The 14,964-nt window shown below is 65.2% G+C and carries 16 protein-coding genes; 7 read left to right on the forward strand and 9 right to left on the reverse strand.

The features are described from left to right. Positions 1–125: 125 nt before the first annotated feature. Both J6525_RS32535 and J6525_RS32540 read right to left on the reverse strand, forming a co-directional pair. On the reverse strand, positions 126–665 hold the full coding sequence (locus tag J6525_RS32535) for an adenine phosphoribosyltransferase (RefSeq protein WP_018273383.1): 540 nt from the start codon (positions 663–665) through the stop codon (positions 126–128). A gap of 115 nt (positions 666–780) precedes the next feature. Beyond that, positions 781–2,946 (reverse strand): anthranilate synthase component I, encoded by a 2,166-nt coding sequence (locus J6525_RS32540; RefSeq protein ID WP_225647782.1) that lies wholly within the window; start codon positions 2,944–2,946, stop codon positions 781–783. 356 nt (positions 2,947–3,302) lie between these two features. Here J6525_RS32540 and J6525_RS32545 point away from each other — a divergent pair, with 356 nt between their 5' ends. Continuing rightward, positions 3,303–4,298, forward strand: a complete 996-nt coding sequence (locus J6525_RS32545; protein ID WP_225647783.1) for a VOC family protein — start codon at positions 3,303–3,305, stop codon at positions 4,296–4,298. A 166-nt stretch (positions 4,299–4,464) separates the two neighbouring features. Here J6525_RS32545 and J6525_RS32550 read toward each other — a convergent pair whose 3' ends face one another. From J6525_RS32550 to petA, 3 genes are all read right to left on the reverse strand, one after another. Beyond that, complete coding sequence (locus tag J6525_RS32550) at positions 4,465–5,139, reverse strand: dienelactone hydrolase family protein (protein WP_026193257.1); 675 nt, start codon at positions 5,137–5,139, stop codon at positions 4,465–4,467. 184 nt (positions 5,140–5,323) lie between these two features. Then, a complete protein-coding gene (locus J6525_RS32555) occupies positions 5,324–7,396 on the reverse strand; it encodes a cytochrome c1 (RefSeq protein WP_026193258.1) in 2,073 nt (690 codons plus the stop codon). A gap of 72 nt (positions 7,397–7,468) precedes the next feature. Continuing rightward, positions 7,469–7,999: a ubiquinol-cytochrome c reductase iron-sulfur subunit gene (gene petA / locus J6525_RS32560; RefSeq protein WP_016839713.1), complete on the reverse strand. Its 531-nt coding sequence runs from the start codon at positions 7,997–7,999 to the stop codon at positions 7,469–7,471. 277 nt (positions 8,000–8,276) lie between these two features. Between petA and J6525_RS32565 the strand changes: the two genes are divergently transcribed. From J6525_RS32565 to J6525_RS32590, 6 genes are all read left to right on the forward strand, one after another. Beyond that, on the forward strand, positions 8,277–8,747 hold the full coding sequence (locus tag J6525_RS32565; RefSeq protein WP_168855845.1) for a tRNA (cytidine(34)-2'-O)-methyltransferase: 471 nt from the start codon (positions 8,277–8,279) through the stop codon (positions 8,745–8,747). Positions 8,748–8,757: 10 nt separating this feature from the next. Continuing rightward, complete coding sequence (queE, locus tag J6525_RS32570; RefSeq protein WP_092085949.1) at positions 8,758–9,390, forward strand: 7-carboxy-7-deazaguanine synthase; 633 nt, start codon at positions 8,758–8,760, stop codon at positions 9,388–9,390. Positions 9,391–9,417: 27 nt separating this feature from the next. Beyond that, positions 9,418–9,783, forward strand: coding sequence for a 6-pyruvoyl trahydropterin synthase family protein (locus tag J6525_RS32575; protein WP_057016983.1), 366 nt, complete (start codon positions 9,418–9,420; stop codon positions 9,781–9,783). Positions 9,784–9,785: 2 nt separating this feature from the next. Beyond that, entirely contained in the window at positions 9,786–10,682 is an 897-nt protein-coding gene (hemF, locus tag J6525_RS32580) for an oxygen-dependent coproporphyrinogen oxidase (RefSeq protein WP_225647784.1), read from the forward strand. Beyond that, positions 10,673–11,413, forward strand: a complete 741-nt coding sequence (locus J6525_RS32585) for an HAD family hydrolase (protein ID WP_028338635.1) — start codon at positions 10,673–10,675, stop codon at positions 11,411–11,413. Before hemF ends, J6525_RS32585 begins: the two co-directional genes overlap by 10 nt. 140 nt (positions 11,414–11,553) lie before the next feature. Further along, positions 11,554–11,802 carry a DUF2158 domain-containing protein gene (locus J6525_RS32590; RefSeq protein ID WP_225647785.1) on the forward strand — a complete coding sequence of 83 codons (249 nt, stop codon included), beginning with the start codon at positions 11,554–11,556 and terminating at the stop codon, positions 11,800–11,802. A gap of 155 nt (positions 11,803–11,957) precedes the next feature. Here the strand turns inward: J6525_RS32590 and J6525_RS32595 are convergent, their stop codons facing one another. Genes J6525_RS32595 through J6525_RS32610 form a run of 4 tightly spaced genes read right to left on the reverse strand, consistent with a single transcriptional unit; the run spans position 11,958 to position 14,780 of the window. Next, positions 11,958–13,214, reverse strand: coding sequence for a CCA tRNA nucleotidyltransferase (locus tag J6525_RS32595; protein ID WP_092085827.1), 1,257 nt, complete (start codon positions 13,212–13,214; stop codon positions 11,958–11,960). Continuing rightward, positions 13,211–13,474, reverse strand: coding sequence for a DUF6111 family protein (locus J6525_RS32600; RefSeq protein WP_028333189.1), 264 nt, complete (start codon positions 13,472–13,474; stop codon positions 13,211–13,213). Before J6525_RS32600 ends, J6525_RS32595 begins: the two co-directional genes overlap by 4 nt. Beyond that, positions 13,471–14,106, reverse strand: coding sequence for a CoA pyrophosphatase (locus tag J6525_RS32605; protein WP_371852161.1), 636 nt, complete (start codon positions 14,104–14,106; stop codon positions 13,471–13,473). Before J6525_RS32605 ends, J6525_RS32600 begins: the two co-directional genes overlap by 4 nt. 32 nt (positions 14,107–14,138) lie before the next feature. Next, positions 14,139–14,780, reverse strand: coding sequence for a DUF1285 domain-containing protein (locus tag J6525_RS32610; RefSeq protein WP_092085829.1), 642 nt, complete (start codon positions 14,778–14,780; stop codon positions 14,139–14,141). Between the last annotated feature and the right edge of the window lie 184 nt (positions 14,781–14,964).

The following is a 14,964-nucleotide window of genomic DNA, read 5'->3' on the forward strand; positions in this document are numbered from 1 at the left end:
GGGTCGGGGTGAGGGGCTGGTTCCGCAAATTCGACCGAGATTGGAGTGCGCGGAGAGTCCCCTCACCCGGATCGCATCTTCGATGCGATCCGGCCTCTCCCCGCACGCGGGGCGAGGCTAAGAGATCAATGCCCCTCGAACGCCATCAGCGTGCGCACCGGAACGTCCATCGCGCGCAGCTTGGCCGCGCCGCCGAGGTCGGGCAGGTCGACGATGAAGCAGGCGGCGACCACATTGGCGCCGATCTGGCGCAGCAGCTTCACCGCGCCCTCCGCGGTGCCGCCGGTCGCGATCAGATCGTCGACCAGGATCACGCGCTCGCCCGGCTGCACGGCGTCGGCATGCATCTCCATCTCGTCGATGCCGTATTCAAGCGAGTAGGCAATCCGCACCGTGGTGTGCGGCAGCTTGCCCTTCTTGCGGATCGGCACGAAGCCGGCGGAGAGCTGATGCGCCACCGCGCCGCCGAGGATGAAGCCGCGGGCCTCGATGCCCGCGACCTTGTCGACCTTCGCCCCCGCCCAGGGATGCACCAGCTCGTCGACCGCCCGGCGGAAGGCCCTCGCATCCGCCAGCAGCGTCGTGATGTCGCGAAACAGGATGCCCTTCTTCGGGTAGTCCGGGATGGTGCGAACGGTCGCCTTGATGTCGTGGTCGAAGGTCATTGGTCTCGCTCTGAGGGTCATTCCGGGGCGATGCGAAGCATCGAACCTGGAATCTCGTCATTCCGGGTCTGGTGCTAACGCGCCATCCCGGAATGACGATGGTTAAACTTAGCCTTCACTTGCTACTCACATTAAGCCGGAATGCATTCTCGACAATGCGCAGGCCGACCTCGTTGCCGAGCGACATCAGCGATTCCGGGTGGAATTGCACGCCGCCGACCGGCAGGGTCTTGTGCTCGATCACCATCGCGACGCCGTCTTCGGTGGTCGCGGTCACCGCCAGCACCTCGGGCACGCTGTCGCGCTCGACATAGAGCGAGTGGTAGCGGCCGATCACGATCTCATTGGGCAGGTTCCGCATCAGCCGGCCGCCGCGCACCTGGACGCGCGAGGGACGGCCGTGCGCGGGCTGGCCGAGCTGGCCGAGCTGGCCGCCGAAATATTCACCGATCGCCTGCACCCCGAGGCAGACGCCGAAGATCGGCAGCTGCTTCTCGAGCGCGGTATCGATGGTTTTCGCGATGCCGAAATCCTCCGGCCGACCCGGCCCGGGCGACAGCACCAAGAGGTCCCAGCCCTTCTTCTTGAGCATGTCCTGGGCATGGATATGCCTGACCACGGTGACGTTGGCACCGACCTGGCGGAAGTAATCGGCCAGCATGTGCACGAAGCTGTCGTCGTGATCGATCAAGAGCACGTTCTTGCTGGAGCCGGTGGCGTCGGGCGCGAAATCCGACAGCGGCTTCGGCGGATCGCCGCGCAGCGCCTGGAACAGCGCCGCCGCCTTGACCTGGCACTCACGATCCTCGGCGGCGGGATCTGAATCGAACAGGCAGGTCGCGCCGACGCGCACCTCGGCAAGTCCATCCTTCATGCGGATGGTGCGGATGGTGAGCCCGGTGTTGATGCTGCCGTCGAAATTGACGCAGCCGATCGCGCCGGCATACCAGCGCCGCGGCGACCGCTCGTGATCCTCGACGAACTGCATCGCCCACAGTTTCGGCGCGCCGGTCACGGTCACCGCCCAGGCATGGGTCAGGAAGGCGTCGAGCGAATCGAAGCCCGGCCGCAGCATGCCCTCGACGTGATCGACGGTGTGGAACAGCTTTGAGTAGGTCTCGATCTGACGCCGCGCCAGCACCTTGATGGTGCCGGGCACGCAGACGCGCGCCTTGTCGTTGCGGTCGACGTCGGTGCACATGTTGAGCTCGAACTCGTCCTTCTCCGAGTTCAGGAGCTTGCGGATCTGCTCGGCATCGCCGATCGAATCCGAACCTCGCGCGATGGTGCCCGAGATCGGGCAGGTCTCGACCCGGCGGCCATCGGAACGGACGAACATCTCCGGCGACGCCGACACCAGGAATTCGCCGTCGCCGAGATTCATCAGCGCGCCGTAGGGCGACGGATTGATGCGGCAGAGCCGCTGGAACACTTCCGCCGGCGAGCGCTCGCAGGGCTCGGCAAACAGCTGCCCGGGCACCGCCTCGAACAGATCGCCGCGGGCGAACGCCGCGCGCGCGACCTCGACGGTCGCCTGGTACTCGCCCGGGGCGTGATCGGCAAAGCCCTGCCGGCCGTTCCTGGCATAGAGGCTCGGCGCGGTCTCCTGCGACAGGCCGGCGGTGGATTTGCCCTTCCACGCGAACTCGTAACTGAGCGCCACGCCGCGGCCGGTGGCGCGGTCATAGGCCAAGAGACGGTCCGGCACGTAGAGCACGATGTCGCGCTGGTCGGCCTCGCGGGCGCGCTTCTGCACCAGGTCCTCGATCTGGAACACGAGGTCGTAGGCGAAGGCGCCGAACAGGCCGAGCAGCGGATCGGCATTGGAGGTGAACGCCGCCACCATGTCGCGCACCAGCGACATCACGCTGGCGCGACGCGTGCGCTGGTCTTCCTCGACCGGCGCGGCGCCGCGGATGATATGGCCGGCGAGCCGCGTTGGGGTCCGCTCCGAGATCACGACGCAGGGCTCGCGCAGCACGTCGCCGAGGAAGGCGATCAAGACCTCGCCGCGCGGGTTCAGCGCCTGCAACGAGAAGTTGGTGCCCGACGTCTCCAGCACCAGCGGCGGATCGGCAAAGCCGAGGTCAAAGCTCTCGTAGCGGCCCGGCACCGTCGTGCCCGAGGACAGCACCACGCCGCGGCGGCGGTCCAGCAGCGCGATCAGGTCGTCGAGACGGTTGGCGCCGCCGGTGAATTGCTCGACCACGCGCGCGACCGCAAGGCCGCCATTGGTCAGGTATTCGCTTCGAGCCGGCAGGGAGAAGACTGTCCTGTTCATGTGATCCTCTTACGAGACTTGCCGAGAGAGCGCCACACAGGACAAACGAAGGGCAAATAAACTAACCATCGGTCGCACTGCGATGGCGACCTTCGACGTTTGTGAAAAAAGAAAACGCACCGGCCACCTATGAGAAGGTGGGCCACCAACGACGGGATGGACTGGCAACGGTGCTCATGCCCGTTACTCACCACCCGGCGCGGGCCGTGTCAAGAGATGGCCCGGCACCCCTGCCCCAATCCTGGACGCCCTTTCGGGCGGCATTTTCGGGTTTGAAGGGGCGGGAATCCGCGTAGGATTTGCTGAAATGGCGGCCGGTCGGCCGCCCAAAAAACAGACAGATGGCGGAGGCGCAGATGGCGATTTTGGGTCTCGGATATGCCGGCTTCGGCTCCGACGCGCTCGACGACTGGCGGCAGTTCGGCACCGGCCTCGTCGGGCTGCAGGCGGTCGAACGCGGCAACTCGTTGCTCGCGTTCCGGATGGACGACCGCAAGCAGCGCATCGTGATCGACCGCGCCCAGGGCGAAGGCACCCGGTTCTTCGGCTGGGAGGTGGCTGACCGTGCGGCCCTCGACGCGCTGGCGGCACGGCTGGAGCGCGCCGGCGTCGCCGTGACCGCTGAGCCGCAGGCGCTCGCTGACGCGAGGCGAGTGCGCGGCCTGATCTCATTTCGCGACCCCGCCGGCAACCGTCTCGAGGCGTTTCATGGCGCCGAGATCGACGACACGCCGTTCAGGCCGGGGCGCTCGATCTCCGGCTTCCGCACCGGGCCGCTCGGCCTCGGCCACGCGGTGCTGACCGTCGAGCACATCGCCCCGGTGATGAGCTTCTATGTCGACGTGCTCGGTTTCGGCTTAAGCGACTACATCGAAAAACCGTTCCGCGCCTATTTCTTCCACGTCAATGCCCGCCATCACTCGCTGGCGCTGATCGAGACCGGCACGAACGGCATGCATCATCTGATGGTCGAGCTGTTCTCGCTCGACGATGTCGGCCAAGCCTACGACGTCGCCCAGCAGGAAGATCGCGTCAACGTCACGCTCGGCCGTCACACCAACGACCTGATGACGTCGTTCTACGCGAGGTCGCCGTCCGCCTTCATGGTCGAGTGCGGCTGGGGCGGCCGCGAGATCGATCCGGCGAACTGGACACCGTTCGAGATGCATGACGGCCCGAGCCTGTGGGGCCACGAGCGGGTCTGGCTGTCGCCGGAGGACCGCGCCGTCGCGCGCGAGATGCGGATGCGCGCCGCCGCCGAGGGCAAGCGCGCACCGGTGCAGGTGATGGAAGGCAATTTCAGGCTGATGTCGGGGACCTGCCCGTGGTGGGACGGGGTGAAGGAAAGTTAACTCTCGCCGTCGTCCCTGCCTAGTGCGCAATTGCGCACGGGAGCAGGGACCCATAACCACAGGGCGTAGTTATTTGGCGAGATGACTGCCAGCGTGCCCATTGCAAAAGCCACGGCGTATGGGTCCCGGCCTTGGCCGGGACGACGCCGGTGGTTTTGCAATCGCCTTACCCCAGGTGCTTCTTGAAGAAGTCTGTGGCGCGGCCCCAGGCGAGTTCGGCGGCCTCGCGGTCGTGCACCGACTGGCGCTGCTCGTTGACGAAGGCGTGCTCCGCATCGTAGCGGAACAGCTCGAGCGACTTGCCGGCGGCCTTCATCGCCTTCTCGAAATTGCTGACGAGCTCCGGCGTGCACCAGTCGTCCTTGTTGGCGAAATGCGCCTGCAGCGGAATCCTGACGTCGGCGGGCTTGGCGGCCTGCTCCGGCGGAATGCCGTAGAACACGACGCCCGCAGTTAGTTCCGGCACATGCACCGAGCCGATGATGGTCACCGCGCCGCCGAGACAGAAGCCGGTCAGGCCGACCTTGGCGCCGTTCTTGGCGAGATACTGCGCGGCGCCGCGCACCGTCTGCGTGGTGGCGTCCATGAAGTCGAGCGAGTTCATCTCTTTGCCGGCGGCGTCGGTGTCGTGATACGGCACCACCTTGCCCTTGTAGAGATCGGGCGCCAGCGCATCGAAGCCAGCCACCGCGAAGCGGTCGCACAGGCCCTTGATCTGGTCCGACAGGCCCCACCATTCCTGAATCACGACGACGCCGGGTGCGTTGCCGCGCGCCGCATTGGCGAGATAGCCCGACGCTTCCTTGCCGTCCGGACGCTTGAAGCTGATGCTGGTACCCATGAGTTCCTCCGCAATGTTTGCCGGCTGATTGGCCGGCATCTTGTCCGCACTCGGCGGCCGACGCAATTGACGACACTGTCATTCCGGGTTCGATGCTACCGCGTCACCCCGGAATGACGGAGAGATTGCAAACAAAAAAAGCCCCCGAAGGGGCTTTTTCAAACTCGCTATACCGTACCCGAGATCAGTGGGCGTTGGCCCAGACCTTGCGCTTGGTGAAGTACATCAGGAAGGCGAAGACGACCAGGAAGAAGAACACCTGCATGCCGATCCGCTTGCGCTCCTCCATGTGCGGCTCGGCCGCCCACATCAGGAACGTGGTGACGTCATGCGCGTACTGCTTGACCGTCGCGGGCGAGCCGTCGTCGAAGGTCACCTGACCATCGGACAGCGGCTTCGGCATCTTGATGGCGTGGCCGGGGAAGTACTTGTTGTAGTACGAGCCCTCCGGGATCGTGACGCCCGCCGGAGCCTTGTCCTCGAAGCCCTGCAGGATGGCGTCGACGTAGTCGGGTCCCTGCTCCTGGTACTGGGTGAAGAAGTCGATCGCGAACTGCGGGAAGCCGCGCTTGTAGGACCGCGCCTTGGTGATCAGCGAGAGGTCGGGCGGCGCCGCGCCGCCATTGGCCGCGCGCGCGGCCTGCTCGTTCGGGAACGGCGACGGGAAGTAATCCGCCGGGCGGCCCGGACGCTCGAACATCTCGCCCTGGTCGTTCGGGCCGTCCTTGATCTTGTACTCGGACGCGAACGCCGCCGCCTGCGCCGGCGAATAGCCGGGGCCGCCGGGATCGGCGAGGTTGCGGAACGCGACATAGGACAGGCCGTGACAGGCGGCACAGACTTCCTTGTAGACCTTCAAGCCGCGCTGCAGCGAGCCACGGTCATAGGTGCCGAAAGGACCGGAGAACGACCACTTCTGGGCCGGCGGCGCGTTGCCACCCTCCTCGGCCTTGGCGTTCTGGGTGCCGCCGACGAGCAGGCTGCCGGCCACGACCATCGCGAGCATCACAGAGGCCGCGGTCGCGGCCCTGCCCTTGCTCTTCGCCAGCACGTCGTCGGCGATCGAGTTCGGCACCGGACGCGGCGTCTCGATGCGGGCGAGCAGCGGCAGCACAATCAGGAAGTAGGCGAAGTAGCAGACCGTCAGGATGCGGCCGGCGATCACATAGATGCCTTCCGGCGGCTGCGAGCCGAGGTAGCCGAGCAGGATGCAGACCACCACGAAGATCCAGAAGAACTGCTTGGCCAGCGGGCGATACTTCGACGAACGGGTCCGTGCGCTGTCGAGCCAGGGCAGGAAGCACAGGATGATGATCGCCGAGAACATCGCCACGACGCCGGCAAGCTTGTTCGGGATCGAACGCAGGATCGCGTAGAACGGCAGGTAGTACCATTCAGGCACGATGTGCGCCGGCGTCACGCCCGGGTTCGCCGGGATGTAGTTGTCGGCGTCGCCGAGATAGTTCGGCATGTAGAAGATGAACCAGGCGAAGAAGATCAGGAAGCAGGACACGCCGAACATGTCCTTGATCGTCGCATACGGCGTGAACGCAACGGTGTCCTTCTCGGTCTTGGCCTCGACGCCGGCCGGGTTGTTCTGACCCGCGACGTGCAGCGCCCAGACGTGCAGCACGACCACGCCGGCGATCACGAACGGGAGCAGATAGTGCAGCGAGAAGAAGCGGTTCAGCGTCGGGTTGCCGACCGAATAGCCGCCCCACAGCAGGGTCACGATGCTCTCGCCGAAATAGGGCACGGCCGAGAACAGATTGGTGATGACGGTGGCGCCCCAGAAGCTCATCTGCCCCCACGGCAGCACGTAGCCCATGAAGCCCGTCGCCATCATCAGGAGGTAGATGATGACGCCGAGGATCCACAGCACCTCACGCGGCTCCTTGTACGACCCGTAATAGAGGCCGCGGAACATATGGATGTAGACGGCGAAGAAGAACATCGACGCGCCGCACGCATGCATGTTGCGCAGCAGCCAGCCGTAATTGACGTCGCGGACGATCAGTTCGACCGACTTGAAGGCGAGGTCGGCGTGCGGCGTGTAGTGCATCGCCAGGATCACGCCGGTCAGGATCTGCAGCGCCAGCATCATCGAAAGGATGGCGCCGAAGGTCCACCAGTAGTTCAGGTTGCGCGGCGTCGGATAGGCCACGAACGAGGAGTGGATCAGGCCGAAGATCGGAAGGCGCCGTTCGATCCACTTCAAGGCGGGGTTGCTCGGTTGGAAATCAGATGGTCCGCTCATTGATGCGATCCTGAAGAAGAAAAACGACGCGATGGGTCCAAGTGGAAGCTGAAATCCCGGAGGGGCCGGGACTTAGCCGATCTGGATTTTGGTGTCGGAAAGGAAGGCGTAAGGCGGCACCGCCAGGTTGGCGGGCGCCGGCCCCTGGCGGATACGACCGGAGGAGTCGTACTGCGAGCCGTGGCAGGGGCAGAAGAAGCCGTCGTAATTGCCTTCATGGGCGATCGGGATGCAGCCGAGATGGGTGCAGATGCCAATCACAACCAGCCACTGGTCGTGGCCGGCCTTGACGCGGGCCGAGTCGGGCTGCGGATCGGGCAGGCTCGAGAGCGCCACGCTCTGGGCCTCCTGGATCTGCTTTTTGGTGCGATGGCTGATGTAGATCGGCTTGCCGCGCCAGAAGACCTTGATGTCCTGGCCCTCTGCGATCGGCGTCAGATCGACCTCGATCGGCGCGCCGGCCGCGATCGTCGCGGCATCCGGGTTCATCTGCGCAACCAGCGGCCAGACGGTGGCGGCTGCGCCGACCGCGGCGGCAGCTCCGGTTGCAACAAAGAGAAAATCACGGCGTGTCGGATGGTCCGCCGAAGACGCTGTCGTCACGATTCCTAGCCCTTTCTTTTCTGCAGCCGGTGGAACCGCCCTGGAGACGCAGGACGCGCCCCAAGAAAGGCTGCCGGCGCCCGCGGCCCCCGCGGCGGCAGAAAACCGCTATTCCCCACCCCAAATGGCGGAACAGCAGTCCAGAATCGTTCTATTGGCACCCTTGCCGGACGAGCGCAAGCCCGCTATCGGCTCGCACACGTGCAATGCACGAAATCCGCGCCGAGCGATGTTTTATTGAGACAATTTCATCCGGACTTCACAGGCCGCCCGCACCATGCAGATCGCGCTGTTCCAGCCCGACATCCCCCAGAATACAGGGACGATTCTGCGCCTCTGCGCCTGCCTGGACGTGGCAGCCCATATCATCGAACCGGCGGGCTTCGACACCTCGGACAGGAATTTCCGCCGGGCGGGTATGGACTATCTCGACCATGTGCGGTTGAAGCGTCACGACTCATGGTCGAAATTCGAGGAATGGCGGGCCGAGGCCGGATGCCGGCTGGTGCTGTTCACGACAAGGGCGGCGAAATCCTATCTTGATTTCGCCTATACGGCCTCCGATGTCCTGCTGTTCGGGCGCGAGACGGCCGGGGTGACCGACGCGGTGGTGGCCGCCGCAGATGCGCGGCTGGTGATTCCGATCCGGCCGACCATGCGTTCGCTCAATGTGGCTGTCACGGCGGCCATGGCCGTCGGCGAGGCGCTGCGGCAGACCGGTTCGGGAATTGCCGGTTCGGCAACTTAAGGGATTTTTGGTGAGCTACGCGGTCAAGGAGATCTTTCTCACCCTGCAGGGCGAAGGCGCCCATGCGGGCCGCGCCTCCGTGTTCTGCCGCTTCGCCGGCTGCAACCTCTGGAGCGGCCGCGAGCAGGACCGCGCCGGCGCGGTCTGCAAGTTCTGCGACACCGATTTCGTCGGCACCGACGGCACGCTGGGCGGCCGCTATGCGACCGCCGAAGAGCTGGCCGGCACCATTGCCGCGCAGTGGACGGGAGGCGAGGCCGACCGCTACGTGGTCCTGACCGGCGGTGAGCCGCTGCTGCAGGTCGACGCGGCCTTGATCGATGCCCTGCACGGCCACGGCTTTGCGATCGCGATCGAGACCAACGGCACCATCGCCCCGCCCGACGGGCTCGACTGGATCTGCGTCAGTCCCAAGGCCGCGGCCGAGCTCGTGGTGCGCAAGGGGCACGAGCTCAAACTGGTCTATCCGCAGGTGGAGAACGCACCGGAGGATTTCGCCGGCCTCGCCTTCGAGCGCTTCTCGCTGCAGCCGATGGACGGCCCCGACGTGATCGAGAATACCGAGCGGGCGATCGCCTATTGCCTGAAGCACCCGCAATGGCGCCTTAGCGTGCAGACGCACAAGTCGCTCGGCATTAGATGAACTAACAGAATCGGATTGTTGAACGAGATGTGGGAATTGACGAAAGCGTTTCGGTTCGAGGCTGCGCACGCGCTGTCCGGAACGACCTTTGGCACCGCCAGCGAGGAGATTCACGGCCACTCGTTTCGAGCCGAAGTTACCGTCCGCGGCACGCCCGACCCCGCGACCGGTATGGTGGTCGATCTCGGCCTGCTCGAACGCGCCATGGCCGAGGTGCAGAAGACGCTCGACCATAAGTTCCTCAACAAGATCGAGGCGATCGGCGTGCCGACGCTGGAGAATCTGTCGCGCTTCATCTGGGAGCGGCTGCAACACGCAGGCAAGCTGAGCCGCGTCAGCGTCCATCGCGACAGCTGCAACGAGAGCTGCACATACTTCGGCCCGCAAGGTTAGTCATGCTGCCAACAGACCCCGCCATCATCGAGGACCGCAAGGCGCGTGCGCGCGGCTGGTTCGAGGCGCTGCGCAACGACATCTGCGCGGCCTTCGAGAAGCTCGAGGACGAAGCCCCGTCCACGCTTTATCCCGGCGCCGCCGGCCGGTTCGCGCGGACCCCCTGGGACCGCACCGACCACACCGGCAAGCCGGGCGGCGGCGGCGTGATGTCGATCATGAAGGGCCGGCTGTTCGAGAAAGTCGGCGTGCACTGCTCGACCGTGCACGGCGAGTTCGCCCCCGAATTCCGCGCGCAAATTCCAGGTGCCGCCGACGATCCGCGATTTTGGGCGTCGGGCATTTCGCTGATCGCGCATCTGCGCAATCCGAATGTGCCCGCCGTGCACATGAACACCCGCTTCGTCGTCACCACCAAGGCGTGGTTCGGCGGCGGCGCCGACCTGACGCCGGTGCTGAACCGCCGGCGCACCCAGGAGGACCCCGATACGGTCGCCTTCCATGCCGCGATGAAGGAAGCGTGCAGCGGGCCGAACGGCGTTGCCGACTACGACAAGTACAAGAAATGGTGCGACGAGTATTTCTATCTGCCACACCGCAAGGAAGCCCGCGGCATCGGCGGCATCTTCTATGACTGGCACGACAGCGGCGACTGGGAGGCCGATCTTGCCTTCACCCAGGACGTCGGGCGCAGCTTCCTGAAGATCTATCCCGACCTGGTGCGGCGCAATTTCGCGGCCGCCTGGAGCGCGGAGGATCGTGACGAGCAGCTGGTCCGCCGCGGACGCTATGTCGAGTTCAACCTGCTCTATGACCGCGGCACCATCTTCGGCCTGAAGACCGGCGGCAATGTGGATTCGATCCTGTCGTCGCTGCCGCCGGAGGTGAAATGGCCGTGATGAACCTGCCGCGCGCGATGCTGATCGACATGGATGACACCATCCTGTCGGCCTATGGACGCCCCGAGATCGCCTGGAACACGATCACCACCGAGTTCGCCGCGGAGCTGGCGCCCCTGCCCCCGGATCAGGTCGCGACGGCGCTATTGGCCTATGCGCGGCAATTCTGGTCGACCGCCGAGCCGATCTGGCGGATCAAGCTTGGCGAGGCGCGGCGGCTCACCGTGAAGGGCGGCTTCGCGGCGCTTGCGGCGGCCGGTCACCGCGCGCTGCCGGACGATCTTGCGGACCGCATCGCCGATCGCTTCACCGCCTATCGCGAGGAAGAGATGTTCGTCTTCCCCGGCGCGCATGAAGCGATCGATGCGTTGAAGGCGCTCGGCATCAAGCTCGCGCTGGTCACCAACGGCGCCGCCGACATGCAGCGCGCCAAGGTCGAGCGCTTCGCGCTCGGCCATCGCTTCGATCACATCCAGATCGAGGGCGAGCACGGCTTCGGCAAGCCGGAGGAGCGCGCCTACCTGCACGCGATGGAAGCACTCGGCGTCACCGCATCCGACACCTGGATGATCGGCGACAATCTCGAGTGGGAAGTCGTGGCGCCGCAGCGGCTTGGCATCTATGCGATCTGGATGGACGTGCACGGTGTCGGGCTGCCGCCGGGATCGACCATCAAGCCCGACCGCATCATCCGCTCGCTGAGCGAACTGGTTCCTGCCGCGCGCAAATAGCGCATCGCGGCCGTTTTCCACGTCAATTCCATTGAAGCTGGCGCCGGCCGTGATTTGACTGTCATCACCGGTCGCTAGCCTGCCGTCCGCGTCATCCAGCGCGGAGGAAAATCATGGAACTGAAACCAGGCGATGTTGTCATGCTGAAGTCCGGCGGCCATCCGATCACGGTCGTCGAAATCGACGAGGACAAGGTCGCGTGCCTGTGGATGGGTACGGACGGCGATCTGTTTCGCGAAACCTTGCCGCTTGTCGCACTCGAATCGACCGAGCTCGATCCGGAGGACGATGAAGAGGAAGACGACGAAGACGAGGACGACGCGGAAGAAGAAGACGACGAGGACGAAGACGACGACGGCGACCGCAAGAAGAAGCGCAAGGCGGCGTGAGATCCGTTGGCGCGATGCTGACTGGCAGATGCCGGCAGCATCGCCTCCATGCGACGTTCGACCGATCGTCGTTCAGCCAATCGTCACCGTGCCGCCGCTGACCACGGCGGCATCGAGACGTCGGCAAGAAAACTCAGAGAAAACTCAGAGAAAATTCAAAGCCGATGGTCGCGGGTGAAACGGGCCGCAGTCTGGTCGGCGATATCAGACAGCATCTTCGGCTCCAGCGGAAAGTTCGCGGCCAACCAGGCATCCTCCGCCAGGGTCAGGACATGTCCGAGTGCCGGTCCCTCGGCAATGCCGCGCGCGATGAAATCCGACGCCCGCAACGGAAAGTGCGGCGCGCGCCAGCGCTCCGGCAGCGTGGCGAGCGCGCGCCATTGATCGACATCCTGGTCCGCGCCGGTTCGCGCCCAGGCCAATAGCACCCGGTCGCGATACGGCTCCTCGTCGAGCCGGTAGAGCCTGCGCCTGGCATGCGCCTCGTCCATGCCGGGCAAGCGCCACCAGCGATGGCCCATCGAATCGAGCGCCTTGGCCTCGGCGTTGGAGAGCCGCAGCCGGCCGGCGATGCGCCGCGCGTCCTCGGTCACGGCGACCGTCAGCGCGGCGAGCCTTCGCATCGCGCTCGGCGCGAGCTTCATCAGCCGCTCGATCTCGATCATCGCCGCAAGCGGGCCGGTATAGGCGACGCCGCCGAACAGCGGCTGCAGCAAGCCACCGTCACCCATCGCGACCACTGCACTTGCGGCGCCGTTCGCGACCACGAGCTTGAGCATCTCCATGCGGATCCGCTCGGCGGAGAGGCCGGCCAATCCGGCGCGCCCGCCGATGCAGGCGAGATAGCCGGCGCGATCGACCTCGCCCGCGCCATAGGCGGCATGGAAACGGAAGAAGCGCAGGATGCGCAGATAGTCCTCGGCAATCCGCTGCGCGGGATCGCCGATGAAGCGCACGCGCCTCGCCTCGATGTCGGCGAGGCCGCCGACGTGATCGTGCACGACGCCCGAGGCGTCGACCGACAGGCCGTTGATGGTAAAGTCGCGCCGCTCGGCGTCACGCACCCAGTCGCGACCGAACGCCACCCTGGCCTTGCGGCCATAGGTCTCGGTATCCTCGCGCAGCGTCGTCACCTCGAAGGGCTGGCTGTCGACGACCAGGGTCACCGTGCCGTGCTCGATGCCGGTCGGCACGCTCTTGATGCCCGCCCGCTTGGCGCGGCGGATCACCTCCTCCGGCAGCGCCGTGGTGGCGATGTCGATGTCGGCGAGCGGAATCTGCATCAAGGCGTTGCGCACGGCCCCACCGATCACCCGCGCTTCCTCGCCGTCGGCGTTGAGCAGGTCGAGCACGCGCGCCGCAGGCCCCGAAGCGAGCCATGGCGCGTCGGACAACAGGCGCACCTCGCTCATTTCTCAACTCCCGGCACCAGCTTGCCGTTTTCGATATGGGCTGGAACGTAGGTCGAATTCGGCGGCGCGCCAGTCAATTCGGCCAGCAGCACGAAGCTCACGATGACCATCACCAGCGCCACCAGCGTCAGCTTTGCGATCATGTCGAGCGGCCATGACGCCGGCAGCGTCACGCCGGACCGCGTCGCGATGAGGAAGATGGCATAGACCGCGAAGGGGACCAGAAAGATTCCGATCTCGGTCAATACCGTGCGGATCATGACAGATAGATCCGCTCATACAGCACGCGCAGAATGCCCGCGGTCGCGCCCCAGATGTAGCGCTCGGCGAACGGCATCGCGTAATAGGACCGGTCCATGCCGCGGAATTCCTTGGTGTGGATCTGATGATTCTCGGGATTCATCAGGAAGGCGAGCGGCACCTCGAACGCATCGACCACCTCCGCCTCGTTGATCGCAAGCGTGAAGCCCGGCTTCACCTTGGCGACCGTCGGCAGGATGCGGAAGCCGAACGCGGTGCCATAAAGGTCGAGATAGCCGACCGGGTCGATGAATTCCCGCTTCAGCCCGACTTCCTCGCAGGCCTCGCGCAGCGCGGCATCGAGCGGCGAGGCGTCGGTGGCGTCGATCTTGCCGCCGGGAAACGAGATCTGGCCGGCATGGCTCGACAGATTGGGTGAGCGCTGCGTCAACAGCACGGTCGGCTCGGGGTGATCGACCACCGGGATCAGCACCGCGGCCGGCCGCACCGGCTGCTCCTGCGCCACGATCTCGAGCATGCGGTCGTTGCCGGAATCTCCGGTGCGCGGAATGATATGCGGATCGACCAGGCCCGGCGGCACATCGAAAGTGAGCCGCGTGCGGGCCCGCGCGAAGAATTCCGTCGAGCTGATCGTCGCCGGCTCCACCTTCAGCAACGGCTCGTTCAAAGTGCGTCCCTCACCTGACTGGCATCGGCCATCGCGAAGAATTCGCCGCCGGACTCGATGCCGAACATCTCCTGACCATCGACCATCCGCTGCTCGCCCATGTCAACCAGATCGTAGTAGAGCGCACGGGTGACCTTGGCCCACAAATCGGCGCGGACGTGCAGATAGGGCGTCAATCCGCCGTCCTCGGCCGCCTCGAATCTGAGGCCGTGGCCTTTTTCGCAATCGACCCAATCGTCGACATTGGTGCGGAACCTGAGCAGGCGGCCGCGCGCGTCTTCCCCGGCCTGCATTTCCACCGCAAGGAACGGCGCGTCATCGACACGGATGCCGACCTTCTCCACCGGTGTCACGAGAAAGTGCTTGCCGTCCTCGCGCTTCAGAATCGTGGAGAACAGCCGCACCAGCGCGGGGCGGCCGATCGGCGTTCCCATGTAGAACCAGGTGCCGTCAGGCGCGATTCGCATGTCGAGATCGCCGCAGAATGGCGGATTCCACAGGTGAACCGGCGGCAGGCCCTTGCGTCCGGCCGGACCCGATGTCGCAGCTTGATTGGCGGCCGTGGTGAGCCCTTCGAGACCCTTGCTCCCGAGGCCCGTAGTTTCCCTGCCGGAATCGCTCTGCCCTTGCTTCGCCATTGTTTGCCTTAAGGTTTCCTACCTTCAATCTGGCACGTTTGGTGCACATATCCTGAGATGTGGTCGGGATGTCATTCTCGCCACATCGTGATGCCGTTCATACCCTGAAACACCGATAAGGTGGGGATAGTTTAATTCAACGAATACATGGCCTTCGCTCAGGTTTAGCATGAGGGCCGAGATG

This window comes from Bradyrhizobium australafricanum (genome assembly GCF_020329495.1).
In the GTDB taxonomy this organism is placed as follows: Bacteria; Pseudomonadota; Alphaproteobacteria; order Rhizobiales; family Xanthobacteraceae; genus Bradyrhizobium; species Bradyrhizobium australafricanum.

Bases quoted from the DNA above. Each gene is read 5' to 3' on its own strand.
- J6525_RS32565 (WP_168855845.1), top strand. From the start codon at position 8,277: ATGCAGATCGCGCTGTTCCAGCCCGACATCCCCCAGAATACAGGGACG.
- J6525_RS32575 (WP_057016983.1), top strand. From the start codon at position 9,418: ATGTGGGAATTGACGAAAGCGTTTCGGTTCGAGGCTGCGCACGCGCTG.
- J6525_RS32595 (WP_092085827.1), bottom strand. From the start codon at position 13,214: ATGAGCGAGGTGCGCCTGTTGTCCGACGCGCCATGGCTCGCTTCGGGG.
- J6525_RS32590 (WP_225647785.1), top strand. From the start codon at position 11,554: ATGCTGAAGTCCGGCGGCCATCCGATCACGGTCGTCGAAATCGACGAG.
- J6525_RS32550 (WP_026193257.1), bottom strand. From the start codon at position 5,139: ATGGGTACCAGCATCAGCTTCAAGCGTCCGGACGGCAAGGAAGCGTCG.
- J6525_RS32540 (WP_225647782.1), bottom strand. From the start codon at position 2,946: ATGAACAGGACAGTCTTCTCCCTGCCGGCTCGAAGCGAATACCTGACC.
- J6525_RS32545 (WP_225647783.1), top strand. From the start codon at position 3,303: ATGGCGATTTTGGGTCTCGGATATGCCGGCTTCGGCTCCGACGCGCTC.
- J6525_RS32535 (WP_018273383.1), bottom strand. From the start codon at position 665: ATGACCTTCGACCACGACATCAAGGCGACCGTTCGCACCATCCCGGAC.
- J6525_RS32610 (WP_092085829.1), bottom strand. From the start codon at position 14,780: ATGGCGAAGCAAGGGCAGAGCGATTCCGGCAGGGAAACTACGGGCCTC.
- J6525_RS32600 (WP_028333189.1), bottom strand. From the start codon at position 13,474: ATGATCCGCACGGTATTGACCGAGATCGGAATCTTTCTGGTCCCCTTC.
- J6525_RS32555 (WP_026193258.1), bottom strand. From the start codon at position 7,396: ATGAGCGGACCATCTGATTTCCAACCGAGCAACCCCGCCTTGAAGTGG.
- hemF (WP_225647784.1), top strand. From the start codon at position 9,786: ATGCTGCCAACAGACCCCGCCATCATCGAGGACCGCAAGGCGCGTGCG.
- J6525_RS32585 (WP_028338635.1), top strand. From the start codon at position 10,673: ATGGCCGTGATGAACCTGCCGCGCGCGATGCTGATCGACATGGATGAC.